This window comes from Gillisia limnaea DSM 15749 (genome assembly GCF_000243235.1).
GTDB classification, from domain to species: Bacteria; Bacteroidota; Bacteroidia; order Flavobacteriales; family Flavobacteriaceae; genus Gillisia; species Gillisia limnaea.
On the sequence record NZ_JH594606.1, the window covers coordinates 983917 to 1009451 of the forward strand.

Sequence of the window (25535 nt, forward strand, 5' to 3'; positions counted from 1 at the left end):
GGTACTGAGTATATGAAAGAATTACAGCATCTCAATAAATATTTTTATAAATACAAATGGAGGCTCATTCTTGGCTTCCTTATTACCATTGCAGCACGAATTTTCGCTATCTATCCAGTGCAATTTATAGGAGATTCTACCAATGTTATTGAAAGTTATGTGAGCGGGGAAATTGGTAGTGCCGCCACCTTGCGACAGGAACTTTTTTACTATATCGTCCTTATTATTGGAGCACAGCTAATTTCAGCTTTTTTAACTTTTTTAATGCGACAAACCTTTATCGTGGTTTCCCGATACATGGAGTTTGATCTAAAAAATGAGGTTTATGAGCAATACCAAAAACTCTCTCTCAACTTTTACAAAAAGAACCGCACCGGAGATTTGATGAACCGCATAAGTGAAGATGTTTCAAAGGTGCGCATGTATCTGGGCCCTGCAATAATGTATAGTGTAACAACGCTTACCCTTTTCGTTATTGTTATTTGGTATATGGTGAATACAGCTCCAATGCTTACACTTTACACCCTTGCTCCCCTGCCATTTTTATCCTTTGCTATCTATAAATTAAGCGTAGCTATCCATAAACGAAGCACGGTGGTGCAGCAGTATTTATCTAAACTGAATACGTTTACGCAGGAAAGCTTTAGCGGAATTTCCGTAATTAAATCGTACAGCCTCGAACCTCAAACCAATAAGAATTTTGTAGAACTTTCCAATGGTAGCAAGCAAAAAAATCTTGATCTTGTAAAAGTTCAGGCCTTTTTCTTCCCGCTTATGGTTCTTCTAATTGGGGTTAGTAACACCCTTGTAATTTTTATAGGTGGTAGACAGGTGATTTCAGGTGAGATCGAAAATATAGGGGTTATTGTTGAATTTCTTTTATATGTGAATATGCTTACCTGGCCGGTGGCTACCGTGGGATGGGTAACCTCTATTGTTCAACAGGCCGAAGCTTCCCAAAAGCGAATCAATGAATTCCTCAAAGAAGAGCCTCAAATAAAAAATAGAAACGAGGAAAGAACTTCTATTCTGGGCGATATCGCATTTAAAAATGTTAGTTTTACTTATGAAGACACCAATATTACAGCGCTTCGAAATGTTTCCTTTACCGTAAAGCGCGGAGAAACTTTGGCAATTATAGGGAAAACCGGCTCCGGAAAATCGACTATTCTTGAACTTATTGGAAGATTGTACGATGTACAAACCGGACTCATCGAAATAGATGGGAGAAACATTCGCGAGCTCAACCTGTATGATTTGCGCGACAGCATTGGATATGTGCCTCAGGACGCTTTCTTATTCAGTGATTCCATCAGGAATAATATACGCTTCGGGAAAACCAATGCCACAGATGAAGAGGTAATTGAAGCTGCAAAAAATGCTTCAGTACATAACAACGTTATTGGCTTCAGCAAAGGATATGACACTGTTTTGGGAGAACGGGGGATTACTCTTTCCGGCGGGCAAAAACAACGGGTTTCCATAGCAAGGGCAATTATTCATGATCCACAGATCTTGTTGTTTGATGATTGCCTTTCTGCAGTAGATACCGAAACCGAAGAAGAAATCCTTAATAACCTCTTCAAAATTTCAAAAGAAAAAACTACAATTATTGTAAGCCACAGGATCTCTTCAGCAAAAAATGCAGATAAGATAATAATTCTGGAAGATGGGGTTATAGGGCAACACGGGACACATCAGGAACTAATCCATGCGGGAGGATACTACAAAGAACTTTACGCAAAACAATTAAGTGAAAAAGAAATGTGAAAATATGTTGCTATATGTTAAAAAATTTTAGATTTTTGAGCAGGACTTAAAACAACCACTAAAGATTTATTTTATGAGTGAAAATGGAATGATGGAGAAAGATGAAATCTTCTCTAAAGTATTACGAGCGGGAAGACGCACTTATTTTTTTGATGTAAGAGCCACCAAAGCTGAAGATTATTACCTTACAATTACGGAGAGTAAAAAGTTCACCAATGCCGATGGTTCTTTTCATTATAAGAAACATAAAATTTATTTGTACAAAGAAGATTTTGAAGGATTTTCTGAAATTCTCAACGAGATGACTGATTACATCGTTTCTGAAAAAGGGGAAGAAGTGATAAGCGACCGGCATCAAAAAGATTTCAAGAAAGAATATGAGGAAGGCGATGAAGCTTTAGAAACTTCTGAAACCCCATCTGCAAAAAAATTCACAGATATCAGTTTTGATGATATTTAATTGGTGAATTATTAATTCAAGACCGTCCTAAGAAATTGGGACGGTTTTTTTATATTAGGCCTTTACTTTAATAAACCCCTTTATTCATGAAAAATTTTATTTTTATCACAGTTTTCCTGTTTAGTTTTCAGGTAGGCGCACAGGAGGAGCTCGATCTTTCCTATTACCTCCCGGAAAATGTAAATTACAACGATGACATTTCCACCCCACAGGAAGTTTTAGGTTATGTTCCAGGAGAGTGGCATGTAACACACGACCTACTAATTAATTATATGCGTACCCTGGCAGAAGAATCCCCCAGGATCTCCATTGAAAACAGAGGAACCACTTACGAAGGGCGACCTCTGCTCCTACTTACCATTACTTCTGAAGAAAATCAAAAAAAATTAGAAAAAATTAGAAGAAACCATCTGGAATTAACCATTCCCGGTAGCGGGCAGCTTAACACCGGGGAGATGCCAATTGTTGTTTATCAGGGATTTTCTATTCACGGAAATGAAGCCAGCGGATCTAATGCCGCTCTTTTAGCAGCGTATCATCTTGCCGCGGGACAGGGTACAGAAATTGAAAATTTACTGGAGAATACTGTTATTTTGTTTGATCCTTCGTTAAATCCAGACGGATTGCAACGCTTTGCTTATTGGGCCAATATGCATAAAAGCGAAAACCTTAATCCGGATCCTCAGGACAGGGAATTTGACGAGGTGTGGCCCGGTGGAAGAACAAATCACTATTGGTTTGATATGAACCGGGACTGGCTGCCGGTTCAATTGCCGGAATCCAGAGCGCGAATTGCCACCTTTCACAAGTGGCAACCAAATATTTTGACGGACCATCACGAGATGGGATCAAATTCCTCTTTTTTCTTTCAACCGGGAATTCCAGAAAGAACGCATCCCCTTACCCCGCAAATGAATCAGGATCTTACCAGGGAAATAGGCACTTACCACGCTGCTGCCTTTGATAAAATAGGATCTTTTTATTATACAGAAGAAGATTATGACGACTTTTACTATGGAAAAGGTTCAACTTTTCCGGACATCAACGGTAGTATTGGGATCCTGTTTGAGCAGGGAAGTTCAAGAGGACACGTTCAGGAAACTGACAATGGCCTGTTAACCTTTCCTTTCACGATCCGAAATCAATTTACCGCTGCTCTTTCCACCCTGGAAGCAGCACATAACATGAGATCAAAAATCCTGGATTTCCAGCGGGAGTTCTATAACAATGCGAGAAATTCTGCAGGAAAAGGAGCTTACGTCTTCGGAAATTCAAAAGATCCAAACTCGGCATACCATCTTGCTGAAATATTAAAACGCCAGCAGGTAGAAGTTCACGAACTAGCAGAAGACCTACAAACCGATGGGAAATCCTATAAAAAAGGAACCGCTTATGTAATTCCAAAGAATCAGCGGCAACATAGGCTTGTAGAGGCGATGTTTGAAAAGCGAACCAAATTTGCAGATAGTCTGTTTTATGACATTTCAGCCTGGTCTTTTCCGTATGCATTCAACCTGGATTTCAATGACAATGTGGCCATAAAATCTGCAGGAAATAAAATTGATAGTCTTCAAAAACCTGAAATGACTCTGGTAAGCAAAAGCGAATATGGGTATTTGATGGAATGGCATAATTACTATGCGCCTAAAGCCCTGAATATGCTCCTAAAAGAGAATTTACGTGCACAGGTTGCCATGAAGCCTTTTGAAGCTGCAGGTAAAATGTACGATTACGGAACTATTTTGATCCCGATCCAAAATCAAAAATTAAATCCCACGGAACTTTTCGAACTGGTTACTAAAATTTCCAAGGAAGCCAGTATAGAATTCAATGGCGTAACAACAGGGCTTACTAAAGGAATATCTTTAGGAAGCAATGAATTTAGAACTCTAAAACCTCAAAAGGTCGCGATGATTGTTGGAGAGGGCGTAACTCCATATGATGCTGGAGAGATCTGGCATTTGTTTGATCAACGGTATGATATGTTGCTTACAAAGCTGGATACAAGAAACCTTGGCCGTACAGATTTGAGTAAATACACAGATATCATCTTGCCGAACAGTTGGGGAAGTGCCCTTGGAAAATCTGAAACAGAAAAATTGAAGGAATGGGTAAGAGATGGCGGAACTTTGATAGGTTATAAGAACGCAGCAAATTACTTCAAGAAAAATGATTTCATGAAGATGGAACTTCTGGAAAATGATGTGAAAGCAAAAAATGTGACTTTTGAAGAACGCCGTGATTTCCGCGGGGCTCAAGGTATTGGAGGAGCTATTTTTCGCGCTAAGCAAGATCGTTCGCATCCGGTGAATTTTGGATATAAGAATGATGAAATTCCATTATTCCGGGATACTACAATTTTTGTTAAGGCCGATTCAACCAGTTATAATAATCCAATTCAGTACACTGCAAACCCATTGATAAGCGGTTATATAAGCGATCCAAATCTAAAACTTATTGCGAACACCGTTCCTTTTAAAAAGGCAGGTATGGGAAGTGGAAATGTGATTCTGTTTACAGATAATACAAACTTCCGGGCATTCTGGTATGGAACCAATAAGCTTTTAATGAACGCAATATTTTTCGGGGACGAGATGTAGATTTGAGGGATCAACCGGCAATTCTTAAAAAACCAATTTGGGATCTTATGAAAAAATTAGTGTTAACGTGTTTACTGACTGCATTTATAGCATTTTCGGGGTGTAATTCTGCTGAAGAAAATCTTCCTGCAGAAGGGATTGCCTGGGAGCTTGTGGAGACTAAGGTAAGTATTGGAGGGCTTACAGAATTCACTCCAACAGATAAGATTGAATCTATAGAATTCCTGAGCAATAACAAGGTTAGGAATACTAATGGCTGGTGTGGAGAGGGAAGTCCTCAAATTGCTGAATATGCTGAAGGGGTTATAACCACGAACTGCAATAGAACTGGCAAGCTAAATTTCAAAATTGACGGTACTATTATGATAGTTAGTAATCCTGCCTGTATTGAAGGCTGTGACTATAAATATCAAAAAGTGAAAAAATAAAAAGAAGTTGCCTCCGGAAATTATTTTCGGAGGCAACTTTATTTTTTCTGTTTAAACGGATCCTTCAGTAGTATCCTCTTGGTTTTTAATAAATTTTAAAAAAAACTTACCGTCACTTAAAACCCTATGGCGTTAAGGTTGCGTGAAAAATCCGGAGACATTTTACAATTTGACCTTTATTCCTCCATTTATAACAAAACCATCAACAGGTGCGTATATATCGCGGAATTGTGGATTTGAGATTGAACCTGTAAAAATAGAATCAAACCTGGTTTGGCGTGTATCTGTAAAGTTTTCGAAGTTTAGGAATATCGAGAAATCTTCCCACAACCTTTCCATCATCAATCCGAAAATCCAGTACTGCTGCCCTGTAAGGCCATCGTTCAGTTTCTGCGGACTAAAATAATAAGCTTCCAATCCAATTTTCCACTTCTCTTCCACCTCATACATTAATACGTTATTAAGACGGTGAGTAGCAACCAGCGGCATTTTGGTCGTTACTCCACTGTAATGTTGATTTACATCTGCCAGGGTATATCCCGTAAACAGTTTAAAATCTTTATATCCAAAAGTAAAATTTGCCTCAATCCCTTTTGTGTCAATAAAACCATCTGGTTGCAAATATTCAAAAGTATTAAAAGCCGTATTAGTAAGAATCAAGGGTTTATCAACTTTAGTATAGAACAAAAGCACATTAGCGGTAAAATCGATAGTCTCAAATAGATCACTTCTGTAATTCACATCCAGGTTACCACCAATGGATTCTTCAGCTTCAGTATTATCTACGTCAATAGGCAGAACGTTTTGGAACTGGATCCTTTCTGCATCTTCAGTAAAAACGGTAGGAGTTTTATATCCTAATCCCCCTCCTATTCGTGCAGTCCAGTTATTACTAAAATTAAACATAGCCGAAACACGTGGCAGAATAAACCAGCCGTATTCATTTTGATAATCTGTTCTTAAACCTGTTTCTAAACTAAAAAGTTGATTCACTTTCCAGTTATTTTGGATAAAAGCTCCATAAGTTAGGTGGTTATAATCTACTGCCGGAGATCCCTGCCCGATTTCCTGGTCAAATTTATCTACCCAAAGATTTAATCCGGCAACCCATTCCAGTTCGCTATTTCCAAAATTATAGGAAGCTTCATTAAAAGAAGCAAATTGATTCCCTGAGAAGGTGTAATCCGGAATTTCAATTGTTCGCTCAAAAAAGCTGAAACTATTTTTAATACTTAAAAAGGAATCATCTTCAAATAAAGTGCTAAAACCTGCGCGGGTCGTGATCCTGTCTGTTTTATTTCTTTCAAAATAGGGATTGTCAACATCTTCTCCTTCTATAAAATCTACATTTCCACCGGTTCGCTCCTCTACAACCGTATTCACTCCAATGTCTAAGGTTGTACGATCATTAAAGTAATAGAACAAACGGGGGTTTACCGTATATCTCCTAAATTCAGGAATTGCAGTTAATCCAATATCTGCGGGATCGTAAGGAGATCCAATATTATAGGAAGCAAAAACTGTGGTTCCCACTTTTCCGAAGGTATTAGAGTAAAATCCGCTAACATCCAGGCCTAAGGCTGAAGTCCCGTTCAACAGTAAGTTAATTTCCTGGTCCTCTGTAGGTTCTTTGGATACTAAATTTACCAATCCGGAAATCGCGCCACCTCCGTAAAGGGTGGAAGAAGCTCCTTTGATCACCTCGACCTGCCTCAGGTCAAGCGGAACAATTTGCAGGAGGCTTAATCCTCCTGAAAACCCTGAATACAAGGGGTATCCATCCTTTAAAAGCTGCGTATATTTTCCATCCAGCCCTTGAATCCGAATGCTCGAATTGTAGGATGTTGCGGAGGTTTGCTGGGTCTGGATCCCTGTAGTTTCGTTCAATAACATCCTTATATCTCCGGGTTTCATATTCCCTTTTTCCTCAAGTTCTTCCCCACTTATTACCTCAACCCGGGTAGGAAGATCTACGATCGTTCTTCGGGACCTGGTGGAAGAAATTAAAACTTCCTCCATTTCTTCTCCTGAAGGTTCCAGGGTAATTTCCATTACCCCGGCATCTTCCAAAGGAAAAATTAGCGGTATTTCCTTGGGCAAATACCCCAGGAAGCTTACGAGAATTACCTGATCCCCATCGGGAATATTTTCTATTTGCACCAGTCCTCCTTCATTTGCCATGGCACCAAGGCTCAAACCTTTAACTATCACGTTGGCTCCCATAAGAGGAGTACTGGTCTCGGCATCGGTTACTTTTGCTTTAAATATATTCTGACTTTGGGAAATTCCGGCAACTAATAATGCTGCTATAAGCAGTATCTTTTTATGCATTTTTATTATTCTTAAGTTAATGTCTTTATTTATTGATGAAGATCTCATCACGAAAGTTCACTAACTTAGCCGGGGCGGCTGCCAGATAGTATTTATCACTTCACCGGTAATTCTACGCCGGTAATGGGCAGCAGTTTTATCTTTTGGTGAATTATATGTAGCATTATTTTCTTCGGAAGTGTTTTGAACAGTAAATCCTGCACAGCTGCCGCAATTTAAAAAGGGAGAACAGGAATCCTCACCTTCATCAGGAACCTTCTCATTTTTATTTTCCGCAACAGTTTCATCTCCACAATTATCAAAAGAACAACAGGGAATTATACTAAGGGAAGTAACAAGTAAGGCTAAAATGAATCCGCCGATTTTCATTTAACAAAACTACAAATTTTATGCTATTCGTAAACCGTTTTCCACCTTTAAGTCGGGATGCAGGAGTACAACATCACCCTCGCCGTCTACTGCCCCCATTATGAGGCATTCACTCATAAAAGTGGCTATCTGTTTCCGTGGGAAATTTACAACAGCAACTATTTGCCTCCCTATCAAATCCTCCTTATGATATCGTTTGGTTAATTGTGCAGACGTTTTCCTGATCCCCAGCTTTTCGCCAAAATCTATCCTCATTTGATAAGCCGGTTTCTTTGCCTCCGGAAAATCATCAACTTCTAAGATGGTTCCCACTCTCATTTCTACTTTCTCAAAATCTTTCCAGGTAATTTCCATAGGATATTTATATGTTCAATAAAGATAGAAAAACTGTGCAAACTCCAGATTGTATTGTAAATTTATCATTAGTGTCCGATAAAACTTTTTAAAAGCGGGATTTCCTATACGGATTTCCCGCTTTAGTTTATATCTTGTTTTTACCACAAAACTCGATATATGAACAAAAGTAAAAATTTTAGCGGACAGCCTATCATCAAACAGCTTTTAAAGTTATTACCTGCCCCAACAATTGCCCGGACAGCCCACAAGTATAAAAGCGATAGGTATTATAAACGGTTTAAGACCTATGAGCATTTGGTCACTATGCTTTATGCCACTTTGAGCGGTGTGAGTTCTTTACGGGAGCTATCTACCGTACTGCTTGCCTGCGAGGGCAGGATAGGACATCTGAACCTTACACATTTTCCAAAACGGAGCACCTTGTCAGACGCTAACAGGAAACGTAGCAGCGAAGTCTTTGCCAGTATATATTATAGCCTGTTTGATCAGTATCGCAGTTTTTTATCGGACAGCAGTTCTTTGTCCTTGCCGGTAAAACACTTAAAGATCGTGGATTCTACCACTATAAGCCTCTTCAGTGACATTTTAAGAGGGGTTGGGCGCAATCCGATTAACGGAAAAAGAAGGGTGGCATTAAGATGCACACAATGATCAACGCCTTAGAGGACGTTCCCTGCCTTGTCCGTTTTACAAGTGCGGCAACGCACGACCACACTTTCTTAAAGGATCTGAACTTAGAAAAAGGATCTTTTGTCGTTTTTGACAAAGCGTATAACGATTACCAACAATTTGCGCAATGGATAGATGATGATATCTATTTTGTAACCAGACAAAAAGAGAACGCACGTTATATTGGTATTAAAGAATTTGACCTGTCCGATACTACAAGTGATGCCGTACTAAAGGATGAGCATATCACGGTTCAAAAAAAGATAAGACCGTTGGGCTGAGAAGAGTTGCTTACTGGGATGCAGGTACAAACAAGGTCCTTGAGTTTATCACAAACAACTTTCTGATCAGTCCGGATAAAATAGCAGCTATATACAAGCACAGATGGCAGATAGAAACAATGTTCAAGAGGCTTAAGCAAAATTTTCCACTAAAATACTTCCTCGGGGACAATCAAAATGCTATCGAAATACAGATTTGGTGCGGACTTATTATACAATTGCTGATGCTTGTTGTGCAGCGGAAGACCAAGCGCAGATGGGCATACTCCAATATGGTATCAATGGTGCGCTTTCACTTGATGACCTATATAGACCTGTTCAAATTCCTTGAAAACCCAAGCAAACAGTGGCTAGCTTTAACCACAAAACCACCAGACAAGCAACTAAGCCTTTTTTGAAGACCCCTTGCTATTGAAAAAAGACAAAAACAAAACAGTTTTACTGAACGTAAAGGACACTATTAACTAAAAACGTATTTTAGTCGGACACTAATGTAAATTTATCTAAAAAAGTTATGGCTCGAACAGAATCCAACATGCTTCCGCTGGGAACCAAAGCACCGGATTTTAGATTGGTAGATGCAATTTCAAATAGGATGATGGCCCTCGAAGATCTTAAAGGTGAAAAAGGAACTTTGGTTATGTTTATTTGCAATCATTGTCCTTTTGTAAAACATGTAAATGATGAATTAGTACGCATAGCAAATGATTACAGGGTATCCGGATTTAGCTTTATAGCCATTATGAGCAATAACATTGAAGAGTATCCAAATGATCATCCCGACCTTATGTGGAAATTAGCAAGAAAATATCATTATCCTTTCCCCTATCTCTATGACCAAACCCAGGAAGTAGCGAAAGCCTATGATGCAGCCTGCACGCCCGATTTTTATTTATTTGATTCTGAATTAAAACTTATTTATCGCGGTCAATTGGATGATTCCCGGCCTGGCAATGGCATCCCTGTAAACGGAAGGGATCTTAGGGAAGCGCTTGATGCCGTTTTAGGAAACAGAAAGGTACATGAGCCTCAAAAACCAAGTATTGGGTGCAACATAAAGTGGAAAAATAGTTAGTCAATCTCCTATGGCATCATTGATTTATTTGATATATAATTAACAGGTATTCAATTATATATTGGTTAATTTTAAGCTGAAATTCTAATATAAAAATACAATGAGCACACTTAGATTAGGAGATAAAGCACCCAACTTTGATGCGGAAACTTCAGAAGGAAAAATAAATTTTTATGATTATTTAGGAGACAATTGGGGGATTTTATTCTCTCATCCGGCAGATTATACACCTGTTTGCACTACTGAATTAGGGGCCGCAGCAAAATATAAAGACGAGTTTGAAAAACGGAATGTCAAAGTTCTAGCTCTTAGCGTAGATGGTGTAGCATCACATAAGGATTGGATCAAGGACATAAACGAAACTCAAAACACCACCGTTAATTTTCCAATAATTGCCGATGAGGATAAAAAAGTATCTAACTTATATGATATGATCCATCCTAAGGCTGACGATACCTTAACGGTAAGATCGGTTTTTATAATAGCTCCAGATAAAACCATCAAGTTAATGATCATCTATCCCGCGAGTACCGGAAGAAATTTCGCGGAATTATTAAGAGTGATAGACTCTTTACAACTTACGGCGTACCACAAAGTTGCTACTCCTGCAAACTGGAAAGAAGGAGAAGATGTTGTTATTAGCCCTTCGGTTTCGAATGAAGATGCTAAAAAGCTTTTTCCAAAAGGTTTTAAGGAGGTTAAGTCATACTTAAGAATGACCCCTCAGCCAAATTTAAATTAGTTAAGCCGTTTCTAGTCACAATAAAAGTTTTAAGAATAGAACCAACTCCTGTCCGGATTATTTTTCCCGGAGAGGAGTTATTTTTTTACCATTTTTAAACGATCATGATTAAAAATCAACTCACAATTTTTACCCTTATGTTCAAATTTTATTCTGAAATCTGATCCGTAAGCAGCATCTCCAGTAGGAAACCAGTCCTTAAGATTTTTATTTATGGTGATCAATAGTCCTTGATCATCACCGATAGCACAGAAATTTTCAAAATTTCCGTCAAAGACCTCCAAATTGCATTTTTCATGCAAAAACTGATATTTCTCTTCGATAAAGGCAGTAGCTAAACCAACTTCAGCAATCCCTAAAAAATTTTTTTCTGAAAAATCCGGAGATTCCGGTTTATTGAAATCTCTTCTTGAGATGAATTCAAGAATATTGAAATCTTTATCGTAAAAATAAACCGATTTGGCATTCCATCCACTAAAATCAATGATGTCCTCCTGGTTATTCCTTAATATTTCCACACGGGCTTTTAGCCATTTAAGAGCCTGATTCTCCTGCTTGTCCGGAATATGAAAAGCGATGTGATATGGGGTGGCATCTTCATTTTGCTGAAATTTCAAAACTGAATATCCCAGGCTTACCTCAAAAGAATCTTCATCTTCATTATTAATTTCCAGGCCCAATGTATCTCTATAAAACCGAAGTTGTTTCAGTAAGCGGGTAGTCGATATTTCAAGTGATACAATTTTCATAAAAGGTTATAGGAATTAATTACTTTATAGTGCCCTTACAATAGTAATCCCATTGGCGGGATTTAGTTAAGTCTGATTTTTATTCATCCATTTTGGAACAGGCATAGGTTTAAAATACAGCATTTTTTCAAACAGCGATTCCATAGTTTCCGAAACCAAAACCAGATTCATATTCTCTTCCTTCAACAAACCTTTGCGAACCATTTTATGGAGCAATTCAATCAAATCATCATAATACCCATTTATATTTAAAATTCCAATTGGTTTTTTGTGGAGCCCAAGTTGTCCCCAGGTTAAAATCTCAAACAATTCTTCCAGGGTACCAAAACCACCTGGTAATGCAATAAAACCCTCGCTAAGATCGTGCATTTTAAGCTTTCTCTCATGCATATCTTTTGTGGTAATTAAACTTGTCAATCCCGTATGCACCACCTCTTTGGTTTTGAGGAAATCCGGGATCACTCCCGTCACCTTTCCGTTATTGAATAATGCACCCTTTGCAACCTGCCCCATAAGGCCAAGTTTACTTCCACCGTAAATGAGTTCTATTTCTTTTTTGGCCAAAAACGCTCCAACCTCATAGGCATCCTCATAAATCTTTGTGTCCAGTCCATCACTGCTGGCACAAAAAACTGCCAGGCTATAAATATTGTTTTGTGATTCCTCCAAATTTTTCATTTTAATAAATTTAATCCCTCATTGAGGGTTCAACCCGCCTGACCGTCCGGCAGGTTCCCCGTCCCTATATCAGGATGCCTCGAATTTTTAAAAGGATTTTCCTCCCGATAGCTCGGGACATACCTCATTGGTCTGCCCCTAGGTTCTTGATTCTTTCGTTCCTTTCAGCATTCTGTCATTTCCAAAAATATCCTTTCCGGAAAAGGATTTAAAACCACCGGAGTTTAAAACCTCGGCAGTCTCTTTTCCCAAATATTGATTAATCTCAAAATACAAACTTCCGCCCTGCTTTAAACCGGTCTCTGCTAATTTCGTTATTTTTTGGTAAAAAATTAAAGGTTCCAGATCTTTCACATACAATGCCATTTCAGGCTCATTTTCCAGCACATTCCGGTGCATTTCCTTTTTTTCCAGCTCCCTAACATAGGGCGGGTTTGAAACTATAAGGTCATAATTTTCTTGTAATACAGTTGTTTTTAGAATATCCTGCAAAATGAAAGCTACCTCTACCCCATTCATTTTAGCATTCGCGCTGGCAACTTTCAAGGCACTTTTAGAAATATCGATCGCTGAAACTCTGGCTTTTGGCAGCTTCTTTGCAAGGCTTATAGCAATACATCCGCTTCCGGTTCCTATGTCCAGAATAGACAGTTCCCCGCTTTTTGAACTTTTGAGATCCTCCAGGATCCACTGCACCAGGTCTTCAGTTTCTGGCCTGGGGATCAAAACATTTTTATTTACCTTAAATTTTAATCCGAAGAATTCTGTTTCCCCCAGGATATATTGAATTGGTTCGTGTTTCAGCAATTGGAGAAGTGCATCTTCAAACTTTTTTTCTTCAGAAGCTGAAAGTTCTCTCCTATGATCGAGAGCAAGATCAAGTCTGCTCATTTTAAGATAAGCTTCTGTTAACAGATTGAAAAACGATTGTATTTCCCCGGATGGATATTCCTTTTTAAGCTGATCGTGAAATTTTATTTTTATTTGGGAAACTAGCACATTTTAGGTTTTTAAAAATTGAATTCAGGGGTTCATTTTTTATAGAAAACTTACAAGTCTTTTATCATCCACATGGTACAATTATAATGTCCTGTATCCCCCATAGGCTTCTCCAGAGATAAAAATCCTGAACGACCATATAATTTCCTGGCGTGCTCCATATAGGGAAGTGTTTCAAGGTAACACTGCTTGTACCCCTCTTTTTTCGCGTAATTAAGGCAGGTTTTCATCATTTCTGCTCCAATACCTCTTCCCCGTGCTTCCGGGAGAAAATACATTTTTTGCAATTCGCAAATGCCTGTTTCTGCACCTGATAAAGGTGCTATCCCGCAACCTCCTATAAGTTTCCCGTTTTCTTCAACAACAAAATAGTTCATACCAGGATGATCATAAGTGCTGTACATATCGTCCAGCGATTTATCCTCATATGCAGTTCCAACTTTTGGTACTCCCATTTCTACTAAAACTTTTCTCACAACCTCTGCAACCTGTTGATTGTCTTTTGGTTGAATTTCGCGTATTTTATAACTACTCATTTCTTACTAATAAATCCTATTTTTGTGACGTGAAGATACACGAAAAATATATAAACAGGTGCATTCAGCTTGCTCAAAACGGGCTTGGAACTACTTATCCAAATCCATTGGTGGGAAGCGTTTTGACCTATAAAAACAGCATTATTGGGGAAGGTTGGCATCAAAAAGCAGGAGGACCTCATGCAGAGGTAAACGCCATAAGAGCTGTAAAAGACCAATCTCTTTTAAAAAAAGCAACGATCTATGTGAGCCTGGAACCATGCAGTCATTATGGAAAAACTCCCCCCTGTAGCGATTTAATTATCGCCTCGGGAATCAAGAAAGTGGTTATAGGCATTGTTGACCCCTTTGCAAAAGTTAAGGGAAAAGGAATAAAAAAATTGCTGGATGCCGGGTGTGAAGTCAGCGTTGGAATTTTAGAGGATCAATGCAGGGAACTGAACAAACGTTTTTTTACATTTCACGAAAAAAAACGCCCCTATATTATTTTGAAATGGGCCTCAACCAAAAATAATTTTATCGCACCCCTGTCGAAGAAAGAGCGAGCACCAGTTTGGATCACGAACAAATATTCCAGGCAATTAGTTCACAAATGGCGCAGTGAGGAACAGGCTATTTTAGTGGGGACAAATACAGCCGTTGCAGATAACCCCAAACTTAATACCCGGTTATGGGAAGGATCAAATCCCGTAAGGATTTTACTCGATCAAAACCTTAGGACCCCAAAAGACTCTGCTTTGTTCGATCGCTCAATAAAAACCATTGTTATCACCTCTCAGGCTTCTAGAGATTCCTTTACAAAAAATGAAATCGGAAAAAATGAACTAATCCTGGAGGCCATCGATTTTAATAAGGAAATAGCACCTCAAATTGTTGAAGTTTTATACACTCATGAACTTCAATCGGTAATAATTGAAGGTGGAGGCAAAACCCTTCAAACATTTATAGATTCTGGCCTTTGGGATGAAGCAAGAATATTTACGGGAGAAGCCATGTTTCCGGAAGGAGTAAAAGCTCCGGAATTTAATGGGAAGTTAGCAGGGGAACATAATCTGCTATCAGATAAATTGAAGATTTACATCAATGATTAAAACTATTATATTCGACTTTGGAGATATTTTTGTCAATTTGGACAAGGCAGCTACTTTTCGGGAGCTGGAGAAATTTGCTATTAAAAAATTGCCTGAAGTTATCACGAGGAAAAACCTGGAATATGAAAAAGGTTTGATCTCTTCAGAAGAGTTTCTCAATTCCTATAAAAATGAATTTGGGCTGGAACACGGTAGTATTACAAATTCCTGGAATGCAATCCTGATTGATTTTCCTGAATACCGGTTCAACTTTATCAAGAAACTTTCCGAAGAAAAAGAGTACCAACTTATTTTGCTTAGCAATACCAATGAGATCCATATTGAATGGATCATTAAGAACGTTCCCTTTTTCGAAAAGTTCAAGACCTGTTTTGATGCATTCTATCTTTCTCACGAGATAAACTTAAGAAAACCGGATATCAATATTTATGAATTTGTACTGAAAACACATAATCTCAATCCTGAAGATTGTTTGTTTATCGATGATACCAAAGAAAACACGGAAGCCGCCTCTGCAATGGGAATTCACACCTGGAACCTAAACCCTTCCAGGGAAGATGTTATAGATTTATTCACTATTAAAAAGGAATTATTTTGATCTATCTTCTGCTTAGTGTACTTGCTTCCAGTTTAATTTTCGTCATCTTCAAACTTTTCCAAAGGTTTGAAGTAAATACGATGCAGGCGATCGTGATAAATTATTTTATTGCCTGTTTGGTAGGATTTTTCGGATTCATAAAGGAAACCGATATTTCCCTTATTCCAACAAAATTGTGGTTCCCAGGAACTTTAATACTTGGAGCTTTGTTTATTCTAGTTTTTAACCTGGCGGCAATCACCACCCAACGCAGCGGACTTTCAGTTGTAGCGGTAGCTACAAAAATGTCTGTGGCCATTCCGGTAATATTTGGAGTTGTTCTTTACAACGAAAGTACAGGGGTTCTAAAAGTTACAGGGATCATTCTTGCTTTAATAGCGGTTTACCTAAGTTCCATAAAAACCCGGGAAGGCATCGCAATCAAAACTAAAAACCTGATATTCCCTCTCCTGGTTTTCCTGGGAAGCGGAATTATAGATACGTTGATAAAATATCTGGAAACCACATATGTTGCTAAGGATGATGTTGCACTATTTTCAACTACCATTTTTGCAATTGCCGGCACCATAGGAATTTCCATTTTAGCAGTACAGGCCACAATGGGGAAACTTAGAATTACCGGCAAGAACATTTTGGGTGGAATCATCCTTGGAATTCCAAATTATTTTTCCATCTATTTTCTTGTGTTGGCACTAAGAAGCGAAGGCTTTGAAAGTTCAACTGTTTTCACCATCAATAATGTGGCAATTGTCCTGGTTTCTACACTTCTGGGTATAGTTTTATTCAAGGAACATTTGCTCCGGAAGAACTGGATTGGAATCATCCTGGCGATCATCAGTATTTTACTGGTAGCAAACAGTTTAAACTTTTAAATTTGAAGGATACCTATAAAACCATTTTCAAACCAAGTGAAGATGTTCTTTTTAAAGACAAGAACTCTAAGTTTTTTGGTTATGCATTTCCTGTAATTTCCGAAGAGGAAGTCAAAGCACACCTGGAGGATTTAAAAAAGAAACACCATCAGGCCAGACATTGGTGTTACGCCTGGCAAATTGGAAAAGATGAAGAACACAGGCAGTTTAGAGCAAACGATGACGGAGAACCCTCAAATTCTGCAGGAATGCCAATTTATGGCCAGATCCAGTCCTTTGATGTCACCGATATTCTAATCGTTGTTGTACGCTATTTTGGAGGGGTGAAATTGGGTGTTGGCGGATTGATCAAGGCGTATAAAACGTCCGCTCAAATGGCTTTGGAAAACAGCAAAATTGTAAAAAGAACCATTGATGAAGTTTTTGAGATCCATTTTGATTATCCAGAGATGAATATCGTAATGAGGATCATAAAAGAACATGAACTTAATATTACAAGCCAAAACTTAGGGTTGGACTGCAAAATTTATATTTCTGTACGAAAAAAAGAGGCTGAGGACATTTTTGAGAAATTCCAGGCTGTTTATAAAGTGGAAATAAAAAAAATGGATGGCTAACTTTTTATTTTATCCAGAATATATTCCGGACAACGAATAGGTTTTTTTGTTTTAGAATCCATAAAAACCAAAATAGTATAAGCGGTAGTTATAAGTTCATCCTGCTGATTAAAAACCTGATAGGAAAATTCAATTTTAACACGGGGTAATTCCTTGAGCTGTGTTTCAATTCTCAGGACATCATCAAAGTAGGCAGGTTTAATAAATTTTGTATTCAACTCATAAACCGGCAGCATCACTCCTTCTTTTTCAAGTGATTTATATGAGACGCCTAATTGATCAAGCCAGTCTAAGCGGGCAATTTCAAGGTATTCTGCATAATTTCCGTGATGCACCACTCCCATTTGGTCGGTTTCAGCATATCTAACTTTAACAAAAGTATGGTGTCTTTTCATAAAATATTTCGCGGATTATTTAAACAGGTTTTGTACTTTCATAGCTGAAAGGAAGTATGCACAAAATTTTATTAAAATTCAAGACCTAAACCGTTTTTTTATTAGTTATTTTGTTCACATATTTGTTCCACAGAAGATTTAGATAGAAACTTTTTTTTTCTAGGTCCAAGTAATCTACTAACCGACAAATAACCAAATATAAAGCATGTCAAAAACTGCGCAATCAGTTTGGAATAGCTGTCTAGCTTTTATCAAAGATAACATAACCCCCCAAGCCTACAAAACATGGTTTGAGCCTATACAAGCAGTAAAACTTACCGATTGTGCGTTGAGCATACAAGTCCCCTCAAAATTTTTTTATGAATGGCTGGAGGAGCACTATGTAAAACTGCTAAAAGTTTCCCTAACAAAAGAGTTGGGTGAAAAAGCAAAATTGGTGTATGTTATTAAGATGGAGAATACGTACGGAAATAAACTCCCTTTTACCGAAAAAATTCCAAGCACCCAGCGCAGTCATATGGCTTCTCAGGAGGTAGATGTACCTATTAAAAATAAAAATCCGGAATTAAGAAATCCATTTATAATTCCAGGAATACGGAATGTAAAGATTGAATCTCAGTTAAATCCAAATTATAATTTTGAAAATTTCCTTGAAGGGGATTCTAACAGGCTTGCAAGGTCTGCTGGACTGGCTGTTTCCAACAAACCTGGCGGAACTTCATTTAATCCCCTGCTCATTTTTGGTGGAGTAGGTTTAGGAAAAACCCATTTAGGCCACGCCATAGGGGTTGATATAAAAGATAAATATCCTGAAAAAACGGTTTTATATATTTCTGCGGAAAAATTCACCCAACAATACATTGAATCGGTAAAGAAGAATAACCGAAATGATTTTATCCATTTTTACCAGATCATCGATGTTCTTATAGTGGATGACATTCAACTTTTATCCGGAAAAGCTGGGACTCAGGATGTATTTTTCCACATTTTTAATCACCTGCACCAAAACGGAAAACAGGTTATTTTGACAAGTGACAAGGCTCCTGTAGACATGCAGGATATCGAGCAAAGATTGCTCTCCAGATTCAAATGGGGACTTTCGGCAGAATTGCTTCATCCCGACTTTGAAACCCGGGTTTCCATAATCCAGAGTAAACTATATCGCGATGGTGTTGAGATGCCTATCGATATTATCGAATTTTTAGCCAACAACATAAAAACAAATATCAGGGAACTGGAAGGAGCCATAATTTCGCTTATTGCGCATTCTTCATTTAACAAGAAAGACATTACCCTGGAGCTGGCTAAAAAGATCGTTGATAATTACGTGAAAAACACCAAGCGAGAAGTATCCATTGATTACATTCAGAAAATTGTGAGCGATTATTTCCAAATGGATGTGGAAACACTTCAGTCCAAAACACGGAAGCGACATATTGTTCAAGCCCGTCAACTCGCAATGTTTTTCGCCAAAAAGTTCACAAAGGCTTCTCTGGCAAGTATTGGAAGCCAGATAGGAAAAAGAGATCATGCTACTGTACTTCACGCTTGTAAAACCGTAGATAATCTCGCTGCGACAGATAAACAATTTAAGAAATTTGTTGAGGATCTTAATAAAAAACTGACATTGTAATATCCTACAAATAAGCTAGCCATAACTCCCTAAAACAATAAATAGCTACATATGAAAACCAAAGTTTTGATGGTGTGCCTTGGAAACATTTGCAGATCACCACTAGCCGAAGGAATTCTAAAATCAAAATTGAATACAGATAGTGTTCATGTTGATTCCGCCGGTACCGGAGATTACCACGTAGGTGACGCGCCCGACACAAGATCCATTGCTGTAGGTAAAAAATATGGATTGGATATCACTAATCAGCTTGGAAGACAATTTGAACCTGCAGATTTCGAACGTTTTGACCACATCTATGTGATGGATAATTTCAATTTTACCGATGTGCTTTCCCTGGCAAAAAATGAGGAACAAAAGAAGAAAGTGAAACTTATTCTAAACGAGGTTTTCCCGGGAGAAAATGTAGATGTGCCAGATCCTTATCAGGGAGGCCAACAAGGCTTTGAAAATGTTTACAAAATGTTAGATGAAGCCTGTGAAATTATCGCAAATAAATTAAAAGAGAAATAAATCTATTCCCACGAATTCAGGCTCGCGGAGTATTTCAAAATAATAAACATCCAGTATTTACATCAAAACCAGCTGGGATTCAATTTTTCTTTAAGCCAATCCATCTAAAAAATGTCTCAAAACCCTTTCCAATATACCGGTAAATTATATTTGATTCCAACAACTTTGGGAATCTCAAACCCTGAAGAGGTCCTTCCGGCGAGTATTAAAGGAATTATTGAAAAGGTAGATCATTATATAGTTGAGAATGATAAAACCGCCAGAAGATCTATAAAGCAAGTAGATCAGGAAAAAAATCAATCTTCACTAAAGCTTAGTCTTCTTAATAAATTTACTGATCCGGCGGAATTAACCACCTATTTAAACCCTTGTAAGGAGGGCATTAACGTAGGTTTGCTTAGCGAAGCAGGATGCCCGGGGGTAGCCGATCCCGGAGCCGAAATCGTGAAACTCGCCCATCAAATAGGAATACAGGTAGTTCCACTAGTAGGGCCATCCTCAATTTTACTGGCTATGATGGGAAGTGGAATGAACGGCCAAAGTTTTACATTTAACGGGTATCTTCCTATAGATAAGAAAGAGCGGAAACAAGAGCTCAAAACCCTGGAGCGAATCTCTTCTGAAAGAAATCAGGCGCAGCTCTTTATTGAGACACCCTATAGAAATAACAATCTACTGGAGGATATCAAGCAAATCCTAAATCCTGCTACCAGGCTATGTGTCGCCTGCGACTTAACACTTCCATCAGAATTTATTTTGACCAAAAGCATCATGGACTGGGACAAAACAAAAGTAGACCTTCATAAAAGGCCTACTATTTTTATCATTCAAAAAGATATTTAAGCTTTAAGAATGGCTTTGGCTTTTCGTTCAGGTTTTACAAACGAAGTATCGTAACCTTCAAATCGCTTCATATAATAGCCAATAGTAGTACCAAAGGCATCACTAAAAGCATTGGCTCCCCAACTTCTTAAATATTTTTTCACACTACCAGGACCAGCCAAATGCGCTGCTGCCAGTATTCCGGATTCGGTAATGGTGATTCCATTGATCTTTTTACCGGAAAAACGTTTTATATCCCTTATCAAAATCCATTTATTCCGGGATGCATTGGCATAAAAAGCAGATTCCTGAAGTTCAGGCGAATTTAAAAAACTCTCCGTGTTATAAATCCCAATTAATTCCAGGGTCCCTTTTCCAAACTGGTACTTCCCCATATAACCGAATTCATTAACAACCTTATAATCACCCCGGGACTCCTTAAAAGCCACTGCTTCCTTGAACCCGATATAAGATTTCCCCAATTGTGGAACAACCTTTACTACGGGCAATTCCATCAAAGAGCTGTCGTTAATAGCACTTACTGTATACTCTATGCTATCTATAGGGGATGTTTTATACATCTCCAACTCTAAATTTGCAGCTTCTTTAGTTGAGAAACTAAAAAATAAACATCCGGCTACAACGGGTAAGATTGAAAATTTTGCAACTTTCCTTTTCATAAAATTTTGATTCTGAGAGGCAAACCGTCAAAAATGACCCCTCTCAATTTCGCCGGGCAAAGATACAATAATTTTTATTAATTTGATTTACAGGCTGTTAATGATTTATTAATGAATTTTCGTCTTGATTTTAAGGGTAAAAATTGGAGAAATTACCAATTTTGAAACCTTAGTGATATAGGATAGAAGTGTTCTCTTTTTAAAACTAAAAAATTATAAATAGGTAAATATATCCCATATTTGGGGATGTAAGGGAAAACCCAAATGGCGATTTTTTCTTCAAGAAAGCATCTTTGAGGATATTTATTATAAGAATCCTGAATTATCTGTTAATCCCTTGCTTATTGATCCATCGCACATAAGCCTGTTTATTCCTGTTATGTTGAGCCAGGTTTTCCGCAAATTTATGATATCCAAAATTTTCAACATCGGCCACAAAAAAGAAGTATTTGTGGTTTTCATAATTCAAAACTGCATCGATAGAAGAAATATCCGGCATCGCAATAGGCCCGGGAGGCAACTCTTTATACAAATAGGTATTGTACGGAGAGTCTATGGTAAGATCTTTATATAAAACCCTTTTTATTACGGTATCAAAATTTTGTGATTCCTTTTTAATCGCATATATCACAGTTGGATCTGCATCGAGTTTCCAATCATTTTTATATCGGTTCATATAAACCCCGGCAACTTTGGCCCGTTCGTCAACTTTAGCGGTTTCTTTTTGTACTATAGAAGCAATCACCGTTACTTCATTTGGAGTAAGATTGATCTCCTGTGCTTTGCTCAATCGCTCCGGAGTCCAGAATCTATGATATTCCTTCAGCATTCTGTCCCTAAATCCTTCAGCTGAAGTATTCCAGAAAAATTCATATTGATTTGGAATATACATAGCCAAAGCGGTTGCGGCACTAAAATTATTCTGCTTCAAAAACACCTCATCTTTCATAAGCTTCAGGATTGAACTGCTATCAGCCTCAATCTGGGTTGATACCCTACCGGCTAGATTTTCCAGGCGTTCCTGATTGTTGTAAACTACCCGAACTGGTGTGTTGCCACTTCTTAAAACATCTACAATTTGATTATTGTTCATGTTTTTTTCAAGAATATATTTCCCCGCTCTTACATTTTCCGCATAATCCTTTTTTTGGGCAACTAGATCAAATGCAGAAATATCCTTTAAAAGAGGCTTTAAACTATCCATCACTGCAGCGTAGGAAGAACCTGTAGGAATATAGACTGTGGTTGTCTTGTTTTCAAAACTTGTATTTGCAGAGAAAATATAATTGTAAATATTGTAACTGAAAATACCCAGTACAATAAGCCCAAGTAGAGCGATAATTATAAGAATTTTTTTAATGTACATTGTTTATTAATTGGTATAAGATCTCATCTTTAAATTTTCCATTTACCAGGATCCAGTCTTTTTTAACTCCTACTTTCCGGAAATTATTTTTTTCGAATAAATTGATACTTGACTTATTATCGGCTGTTACACCTGCATATAGCTGATGAATCCCCAAATGACTGAAACAATAATCGGCGATCAAAGAGAGCACTTCAGCTCCATAGCCTTTGCCACGGTTTGATTCATCAACGATAAGAATCCCAAGAGCTGCTCTTCTGTCCTTTGGTTCCAGATCAAAAATATCGATTAAACCAACAGGGTTATGATCATTGCTGCAAATCATAAGTCGTAACTGTTTCACCTCATAAATATCACGGTGAGAATTTTGAAGATATTTTTTTATTAAATATCTGGAATAAGGAACTTTTGTAGCGCTTATCTCCCAAAACTCCTCTGTATTTTCTACCTCGAAAATAAAATCCAGGTCTTCAGGTTCCAGCGCCCTTAGATAAACTTTTTCTCCTTTTAAGGTCAGCATTTTATTTCGCCTTTGAAAACATTTTCCGTTGGCCCTGTAAGCCAGATATTTTGAAAAGTATTTTCAGACTTTTCGAATGAAACTTCCAGTTTTCCTCCGGGAGTTTCCAGATAGATGGTGGTAGATTTTGATTTTCCAATGGCATTTACGGCCAGTGCAACTGCAGTTACCCCTGTTCCGCAGGAATAGGTTTCATCCTCTACTCCCCGCTCATAGGTTCTTACCAAAAATGATTCCTCTCCTGTTTGCTGAACAAAATTCACATTTGTCCCGCCATCACTTTCATATTTTTTTGAATAACGTATTTTCGATCCCTCCTTTTTCACATCAATAGCTCCAACATTCGTAGAAAAAACGATCTTATGAGGTGAACCCGTATCCAGAAAGAGTTCGTTTTCATTTAAATCCTCTGCATTTACATCCATCATTTTCAAACTAACCTTCCCGTCTTTTATGATCGCCTGGTGCTGCCCGTCAATGGCATTAAATATGGTTTCTGAGCCTATGATCCCGAGATGATTTGCAAAGGCAACAATGCATCTCCCACCATTCCCGCACATACTGCTTTGATTCCCGTCTGAATTATAATATACCATATTAAAATCTTCATCATCATTAATTGGTAATTCTAACAGGATCAGACCATCTGCACCAATTCCAAATCTTCGGTGACATAAATGATGTATGAGATTGGTATCATTTTTGGAGAATACGTTTCCCCGGTTATCTATCATTATAAAATCGTTTCCTGTTCCGTGGAATTTGTGAAAATTAACCCTCATAAAATTGAAATTAATGGATGCGAAGATACAATAATATGAAGAATTGAAGCTTTGTAAATTAGAGGTTATAGATACCGGATTAAAGAAATACAAATTAAATACAATCTATTAAAATGAAAAAATTCACGACTTTATTAAGTGTTTCTGTCCTAGGCGGGATCATGACATTGGGTTCTTATAAGTTGTTCGTTGAAGAAGGGGATTTTCCCGGTTCTCAAGAACAACGAATTGAAACTACCGGCAACCAGGCCTTCCCGGTTTCAAATAATACTGCCATTTATGGCACCAATGCCGATTTCACTGAGGCTGCAGAAAAAACGGTACATGCGGTTGTACACGTAAAAAATGTAGCTGTATTTCCAAAGTCAAATAGCGTTTGGGAACAGTATTACAGAGGAGGAAATGGCGGAAAAGCTATTCAGGGAGCCGGTTCAGGCGTTATTATTACCCCAGATGGTTATATAGTGACCAATAACCATGTGATCAATGGCGCCAGTGAAATAGAAGTAACCCTGAATAATAACAAAACTTATAAAGCTGAAGTTATAGGGACGGATCCCAAGGCTGATATTGCTTTGATAAAAGTTGACGCAAAAGGGCTGGACTATATTCCCTTTGGAAATTCCAACAACGTTAAACTTGGAGAATGGGTTCTTGCAGTAGGGAATCCTTTTAATTTAACCTCCACGGTTACCGCCGGTATAATTAGTGCTAAAGCCCGTGATTTAAACGCCGGAGACGGAACTCCTCAATCTTATATTCAAACAGATGCAGCTATTAATCCCGGAAATAGCGGTGGCGCATTGGTTAATATAAATGGAGAACTAATTGGAATTAATACTGCTATTACATCACAAACCGGGAGCTATGTAGGATATGGGTTTGCCGTTCCTTCCAACAATGCCCGTAAGATTGTAGAGGATATAATTGAGTTTGGAAATGTACAACAAGGCATTTTAGGAATTCGTGGAGCCGATGTAAGTGCACCAATCTCGCAAGAATTTGGGCTCAATGTTTCTCAGGGAGTTTACGTATCTGATGTGGATTTAGGAAGTGGCGCTGCAATTTCAGGAATCAGAGAAGGAGATGTTATAAGACAGATTGATAATATTGAGGTTAGAAAAATGGCTGATCTTACAGGTTATATCAATTCTAAAAGACCTGATGATGTAGTAAAAGTTACTATCATTAGAGGTGAAAAAGAAAGAGTGGTAAATGTGACATTGACAAAATATGAAACTTTTGCTATTCAACCTATTGGCCTTGAGGTTGCCAATGCTTCCAAAGAAGAATTGAAGAAATTTAAAGCCGAAAATGGGGTGAAAATCATCAGAGCTTTATCTTCAGATAAACAAACCATGTCTTTAATTGGAATTATTATCACTGAAATTGATAACCAAAAAATTTCTGATGTTGCAGATGTACGAAGTATTTTAAACAGCAAAGATTCTTCAGAGCCTTTAAGTGTAACCTTTATAAACCCCCGCGGCGAGGAACAAACCTATATTTGGAGAAAATAAACCCTCAAATTATATCACAACCCATTGTTGAAAATACAATGGGTTTTTTTGTGAAAATATTTTTTACGAAAACGTTTGAAAT

29 protein-coding genes are annotated in these 25535 nt (G+C 37.9%); 17 read left to right on the top strand and 12 right to left on the bottom strand.

Annotated features, from left to right (window positions below):
* Nucleotides 1–12: 12 nt before the first annotated feature.
* The 4 genes from GILLI_RS06150 to GILLI_RS06165 all read left to right on the top strand — a co-directional run bounded on the left by GILLI_RS06150 (nt 13) and on the right by GILLI_RS06165 (nt 5258).
* Nucleotides 13–1770 carry an ABC transporter ATP-binding protein gene (locus tag GILLI_RS06150; protein WP_006988244.1) on the top strand — a complete coding sequence of 586 codons (1758 nt, stop codon included), beginning with the start codon at nt 13–15 and terminating at the stop codon, nt 1768–1770.
* A gap of 73 nt (nt 1771–1843) precedes the next feature.
* Nucleotides 1844–2230, top strand: a complete 387-nt coding sequence (locus tag GILLI_RS06155; RefSeq protein ID WP_006988245.1) for a PUR family DNA/RNA-binding protein — start codon at nt 1844–1846, stop codon at nt 2228–2230.
* An 86-nt stretch (nt 2231–2316) separates the two neighbouring features.
* Nucleotides 2317–4830: a M14 family metallopeptidase gene (locus GILLI_RS06160; protein ID WP_006988246.1), complete on the top strand. Its 2514-nt coding sequence runs from the start codon at nt 2317–2319 to the stop codon at nt 4828–4830.
* A gap of 47 nt (nt 4831–4877) precedes the next feature.
* Entirely contained in the window at nt 4878–5258 is a 381-nt protein-coding gene (locus GILLI_RS06165) for a hypothetical protein (RefSeq protein ID WP_006988247.1), read from the top strand.
* Nucleotides 5259–5420: 162 nt separating this feature from the next.
* Here the strand turns inward: GILLI_RS06165 and GILLI_RS06170 are convergent, their stop codons facing one another.
* The 3 genes from GILLI_RS06170 to GILLI_RS06180 are packed head-to-tail and all read right to left on the bottom strand — an operon-like array spanning nt 5421 to nt 8312.
* Nucleotides 5421–7589 (bottom strand): TonB-dependent receptor, encoded by a 2169-nt coding sequence (locus GILLI_RS06170; protein WP_006988248.1) that lies wholly within the window; start codon nt 7587–7589, stop codon nt 5421–5423.
* Nucleotides 7590–7649: 60 nt separating this feature from the next.
* Nucleotides 7650–7958 (bottom strand): hypothetical protein, encoded by a 309-nt coding sequence (locus GILLI_RS06175; RefSeq protein ID WP_006988249.1) that lies wholly within the window; start codon nt 7956–7958, stop codon nt 7650–7652.
* An 18-nt stretch (nt 7959–7976) separates the two neighbouring features.
* On the bottom strand, nt 7977–8312 hold the full coding sequence (locus tag GILLI_RS06180; protein ID WP_006988250.1) for a tRNA-binding protein: 336 nt from the start codon (nt 8310–8312) through the stop codon (nt 7977–7979).
* Nucleotides 8313–8471: 159 nt separating this feature from the next.
* Between GILLI_RS06180 and GILLI_RS18850 the strand changes: the two genes are divergently transcribed.
* The 5 genes from GILLI_RS18850 to GILLI_RS06195 all read left to right on the top strand — a co-directional run bounded on the left by GILLI_RS18850 (nt 8472) and on the right by GILLI_RS06195 (nt 11082).
* Entirely contained in the window at nt 8472–8966 is a 495-nt protein-coding gene (locus tag GILLI_RS18850; RefSeq protein ID WP_245545608.1) for a DUF4372 domain-containing protein, read from the top strand.
* Nucleotides 8963–9265 carry a transposase gene (locus GILLI_RS19005; protein WP_280985174.1) on the top strand — a complete coding sequence of 101 codons (303 nt, stop codon included), beginning with the start codon at nt 8963–8965 and terminating at the stop codon, nt 9263–9265. The genes GILLI_RS18850 and GILLI_RS19005 overlap by 4 nt, the downstream gene beginning before the upstream one ends.
* A gap of 89 nt (nt 9266–9354) precedes the next feature.
* Complete coding sequence (locus tag GILLI_RS19010) at nt 9355–9663, top strand: transposase (protein WP_280985187.1); 309 nt, start codon at nt 9355–9357, stop codon at nt 9661–9663.
* 116 nt (nt 9664–9779) lie between these two features.
* Nucleotides 9780–10340, top strand: coding sequence for a thioredoxin family protein (locus tag GILLI_RS06190; protein ID WP_006988251.1), 561 nt, complete (start codon nt 9780–9782; stop codon nt 10338–10340).
* A gap of 100 nt (nt 10341–10440) precedes the next feature.
* The gene (locus GILLI_RS06195; protein ID WP_006988252.1) at nt 10441–11082 is read left to right on the top strand and encodes a peroxiredoxin; all 642 of its coding nucleotides are present in this window, start codon (nt 10441–10443) and stop codon (nt 11080–11082) included.
* A 77-nt stretch (nt 11083–11159) separates the two neighbouring features.
* Here GILLI_RS06195 and GILLI_RS06200 read toward each other — a convergent pair whose 3' ends face one another.
* The 4 genes from GILLI_RS06200 to GILLI_RS06215 form a co-directional block, all read right to left on the bottom strand.
* The gene (locus GILLI_RS06200; protein ID WP_006988253.1) at nt 11160–11831 is read right to left on the bottom strand and encodes a VOC family protein; all 672 of its coding nucleotides are present in this window, start codon (nt 11829–11831) and stop codon (nt 11160–11162) included.
* A gap of 66 nt (nt 11832–11897) precedes the next feature.
* The gene (locus GILLI_RS06205; protein WP_006988254.1) at nt 11898–12509 is read right to left on the bottom strand and encodes an LOG family protein; all 612 of its coding nucleotides are present in this window, start codon (nt 12507–12509) and stop codon (nt 11898–11900) included.
* Between the two features lie 138 nt (nt 12510–12647).
* Nucleotides 12648–13508 carry a peptide chain release factor N(5)-glutamine methyltransferase gene (gene prmC, locus GILLI_RS06210; RefSeq protein ID WP_006988255.1) on the bottom strand — a complete coding sequence of 287 codons (861 nt, stop codon included), beginning with the start codon at nt 13506–13508 and terminating at the stop codon, nt 12648–12650.
* Between the two features lie 50 nt (nt 13509–13558).
* Nucleotides 13559–14044 (bottom strand): GNAT family N-acetyltransferase, encoded by a 486-nt coding sequence (locus GILLI_RS06215; RefSeq protein ID WP_006988256.1) that lies wholly within the window; start codon nt 14042–14044, stop codon nt 13559–13561.
* A 29-nt stretch (nt 14045–14073) separates the two neighbouring features.
* Between GILLI_RS06215 and ribD the strand changes: the two genes are divergently transcribed.
* The 4 genes from ribD to GILLI_RS06235 are packed head-to-tail and all read left to right on the top strand — an operon-like array spanning nt 14074 to nt 17222.
* Nucleotides 14074–15135 (top strand): bifunctional diaminohydroxyphosphoribosylaminopyrimidine deaminase/5-amino-6-(5-phosphoribosylamino)uracil reductase RibD, encoded by a 1062-nt coding sequence (gene ribD, locus GILLI_RS06220; protein WP_006988257.1) that lies wholly within the window; start codon nt 14074–14076, stop codon nt 15133–15135.
* Entirely contained in the window at nt 15128–15733 is a 606-nt protein-coding gene (locus GILLI_RS06225; RefSeq protein WP_006988258.1) for an HAD family hydrolase, read from the top strand. Before ribD ends, GILLI_RS06225 begins: the two co-directional genes overlap by 8 nt.
* Nucleotides 15730–16605: an EamA family transporter gene (locus tag GILLI_RS06230; protein WP_006988259.1), complete on the top strand. Its 876-nt coding sequence runs from the start codon at nt 15730–15732 to the stop codon at nt 16603–16605. The genes GILLI_RS06225 and GILLI_RS06230 overlap by 4 nt, the downstream gene beginning before the upstream one ends.
* A gap of 2 nt (nt 16606–16607) precedes the next feature.
* The gene (locus tag GILLI_RS06235) at nt 16608–17222 is read left to right on the top strand and encodes a YigZ family protein (RefSeq protein WP_006988260.1); all 615 of its coding nucleotides are present in this window, start codon (nt 16608–16610) and stop codon (nt 17220–17222) included.
* On the opposite strand, the gene GILLI_RS06240 is transcribed toward GILLI_RS06235, so the two are convergent.
* Nucleotides 17219–17617 carry an acyl-CoA thioesterase gene (locus GILLI_RS06240; RefSeq protein WP_006988261.1) on the bottom strand — a complete coding sequence of 133 codons (399 nt, stop codon included), beginning with the start codon at nt 17615–17617 and terminating at the stop codon, nt 17219–17221. The two genes, GILLI_RS06235 and GILLI_RS06240, sit on opposite strands and share 4 nt — an antisense overlap.
* Nucleotides 17618–17822: 205 nt before the next feature.
* Between GILLI_RS06240 and dnaA the strand changes: the two genes are divergently transcribed.
* The 3 genes from dnaA (at nt 17823) to GILLI_RS06255 (ending at nt 20606) form a co-directional block, all read left to right on the top strand.
* Entirely contained in the window at nt 17823–19250 is a 1428-nt protein-coding gene (gene dnaA / locus GILLI_RS06245; RefSeq protein WP_006988262.1) for a chromosomal replication initiator protein DnaA, read from the top strand.
* Nucleotides 19251–19301: 51 nt separating this feature from the next.
* A complete protein-coding gene (locus GILLI_RS06250; RefSeq protein ID WP_006988263.1) occupies nt 19302–19763 on the top strand; it encodes a low molecular weight protein-tyrosine-phosphatase in 462 nt (153 codons plus the stop codon).
* A 111-nt stretch (nt 19764–19874) separates the two neighbouring features.
* Complete coding sequence (locus GILLI_RS06255; protein ID WP_006988264.1) at nt 19875–20606, top strand: SAM-dependent methyltransferase; 732 nt, start codon at nt 19875–19877, stop codon at nt 20604–20606.
* Here the strand turns inward: GILLI_RS06255 and GILLI_RS06260 are convergent.
* From GILLI_RS06260 to dapF, 4 genes are all read right to left on the bottom strand, one after another.
* Entirely contained in the window at nt 20603–21265 is a 663-nt protein-coding gene (locus tag GILLI_RS06260) for a hypothetical protein (RefSeq protein ID WP_006988265.1), read from the bottom strand. The two genes, GILLI_RS06255 and GILLI_RS06260, sit on opposite strands and share 4 nt — an antisense overlap.
* A gap of 322 nt (nt 21266–21587) precedes the next feature.
* Nucleotides 21588–22631: an endolytic transglycosylase MltG gene (gene mltG / locus GILLI_RS06265; RefSeq protein WP_006988266.1), complete on the bottom strand. Its 1044-nt coding sequence runs from the start codon at nt 22629–22631 to the stop codon at nt 21588–21590.
* On the bottom strand, nt 22621–23151 hold the full coding sequence (locus tag GILLI_RS06270; protein WP_006988267.1) for a GNAT family N-acetyltransferase: 531 nt from the start codon (nt 23149–23151) through the stop codon (nt 22621–22623). Before GILLI_RS06270 ends, mltG begins: the two co-directional genes overlap by 11 nt.
* Nucleotides 23145–23933 carry a diaminopimelate epimerase gene (dapF, locus tag GILLI_RS06275; RefSeq protein WP_006988268.1) on the bottom strand — a complete coding sequence of 263 codons (789 nt, stop codon included), beginning with the start codon at nt 23931–23933 and terminating at the stop codon, nt 23145–23147. The genes GILLI_RS06270 and dapF overlap by 7 nt, the downstream gene beginning before the upstream one ends.
* Before the next feature lie 113 nt (nt 23934–24046).
* Here dapF and GILLI_RS06280 point away from each other — a divergent pair, with 113 nt between their 5' ends.
* On the top strand, nt 24047–25453 hold the full coding sequence (locus GILLI_RS06280) for a trypsin-like peptidase domain-containing protein (protein WP_006988269.1): 1407 nt from the start codon (nt 24047–24049) through the stop codon (nt 25451–25453).
* Nucleotides 25454–25535 lie beyond the last annotated feature (82 nt).

Bases quoted from the DNA above. Each gene is read 5' to 3' on its own strand.
- GILLI_RS06175 (WP_006988249.1), bottom strand. From the start codon at position 7,958: ATGAAAATCGGCGGATTCATTTTAGCCTTACTTGTTACTTCCCTTAGT.
- GILLI_RS06170 (WP_006988248.1), bottom strand. From the start codon at position 7,589: ATGCATAAAAAGATACTGCTTATAGCAGCATTATTAGTTGCCGGAATT.
- GILLI_RS06250 (WP_006988263.1), top strand. From the start codon at position 19,302: ATGAAAACCAAAGTTTTGATGGTGTGCCTTGGAAACATTTGCAGATCA.
- GILLI_RS06270 (WP_006988267.1), bottom strand. From the start codon at position 23,151: ATGCTGACCTTAAAAGGAGAAAAAGTTTATCTAAGGGCGCTGGAACCT.
- GILLI_RS06160 (WP_006988246.1), top strand. From the start codon at position 2,317: ATGAAAAATTTTATTTTTATCACAGTTTTCCTGTTTAGTTTTCAGGTA.
- GILLI_RS06150 (WP_006988244.1), top strand. From the start codon at position 13: ATGAAAGAATTACAGCATCTCAATAAATATTTTTATAAATACAAATGG.
- dnaA (WP_006988262.1), top strand. From the start codon at position 17,823: ATGTCAAAAACTGCGCAATCAGTTTGGAATAGCTGTCTAGCTTTTATC.
- GILLI_RS06255 (WP_006988264.1), top strand. From the start codon at position 19,875: ATGTCTCAAAACCCTTTCCAATATACCGGTAAATTATATTTGATTCCA.
- GILLI_RS06215 (WP_006988256.1), bottom strand. From the start codon at position 14,044: ATGAGTAGTTATAAAATACGCGAAATTCAACCAAAAGACAATCAACAG.
- GILLI_RS06165 (WP_006988247.1), top strand. From the start codon at position 4,878: ATGAAAAAATTAGTGTTAACGTGTTTACTGACTGCATTTATAGCATTT.
- GILLI_RS06205 (WP_006988254.1), bottom strand. From the start codon at position 12,509: ATGAAAAATTTGGAGGAATCACAAAACAATATTTATAGCCTGGCAGTT.
- GILLI_RS06195 (WP_006988252.1), top strand. From the start codon at position 10,441: ATGAGCACACTTAGATTAGGAGATAAAGCACCCAACTTTGATGCGGAA.
- GILLI_RS06260 (WP_006988265.1), bottom strand. From the start codon at position 21,265: ATGAAAAGGAAAGTTGCAAAATTTTCAATCTTACCCGTTGTAGCCGGA.
- GILLI_RS06280 (WP_006988269.1), top strand. From the start codon at position 24,047: ATGAAAAAATTCACGACTTTATTAAGTGTTTCTGTCCTAGGCGGGATC.
- GILLI_RS06190 (WP_006988251.1), top strand. From the start codon at position 9,780: ATGGCTCGAACAGAATCCAACATGCTTCCGCTGGGAACCAAAGCACCG.
- GILLI_RS06155 (WP_006988245.1), top strand. From the start codon at position 1,844: ATGAGTGAAAATGGAATGATGGAGAAAGATGAAATCTTCTCTAAAGTA.
- GILLI_RS06200 (WP_006988253.1), bottom strand. From the start codon at position 11,831: ATGAAAATTGTATCACTTGAAATATCGACTACCCGCTTACTGAAACAA.
- GILLI_RS06225 (WP_006988258.1), top strand. From the start codon at position 15,128: ATGATTAAAACTATTATATTCGACTTTGGAGATATTTTTGTCAATTTG.
- mltG (WP_006988266.1), bottom strand. From the start codon at position 22,631: ATGTACATTAAAAAAATTCTTATAATTATCGCTCTACTTGGGCTTATT.
- GILLI_RS06180 (WP_006988250.1), bottom strand. From the start codon at position 8,312: ATGGAAATTACCTGGAAAGATTTTGAGAAAGTAGAAATGAGAGTGGGA.
- dapF (WP_006988268.1), bottom strand. From the start codon at position 23,933: ATGAGGGTTAATTTTCACAAATTCCACGGAACAGGAAACGATTTTATA.
- GILLI_RS18850 (WP_245545608.1), top strand. From the start codon at position 8,472: ATGAACAAAAGTAAAAATTTTAGCGGACAGCCTATCATCAAACAGCTT.
- GILLI_RS06240 (WP_006988261.1), bottom strand. From the start codon at position 17,617: ATGAAAAGACACCATACTTTTGTTAAAGTTAGATATGCTGAAACCGAC.
- GILLI_RS19005 (WP_280985174.1), top strand. From the start codon at position 8,963: ATGATCAACGCCTTAGAGGACGTTCCCTGCCTTGTCCGTTTTACAAGT.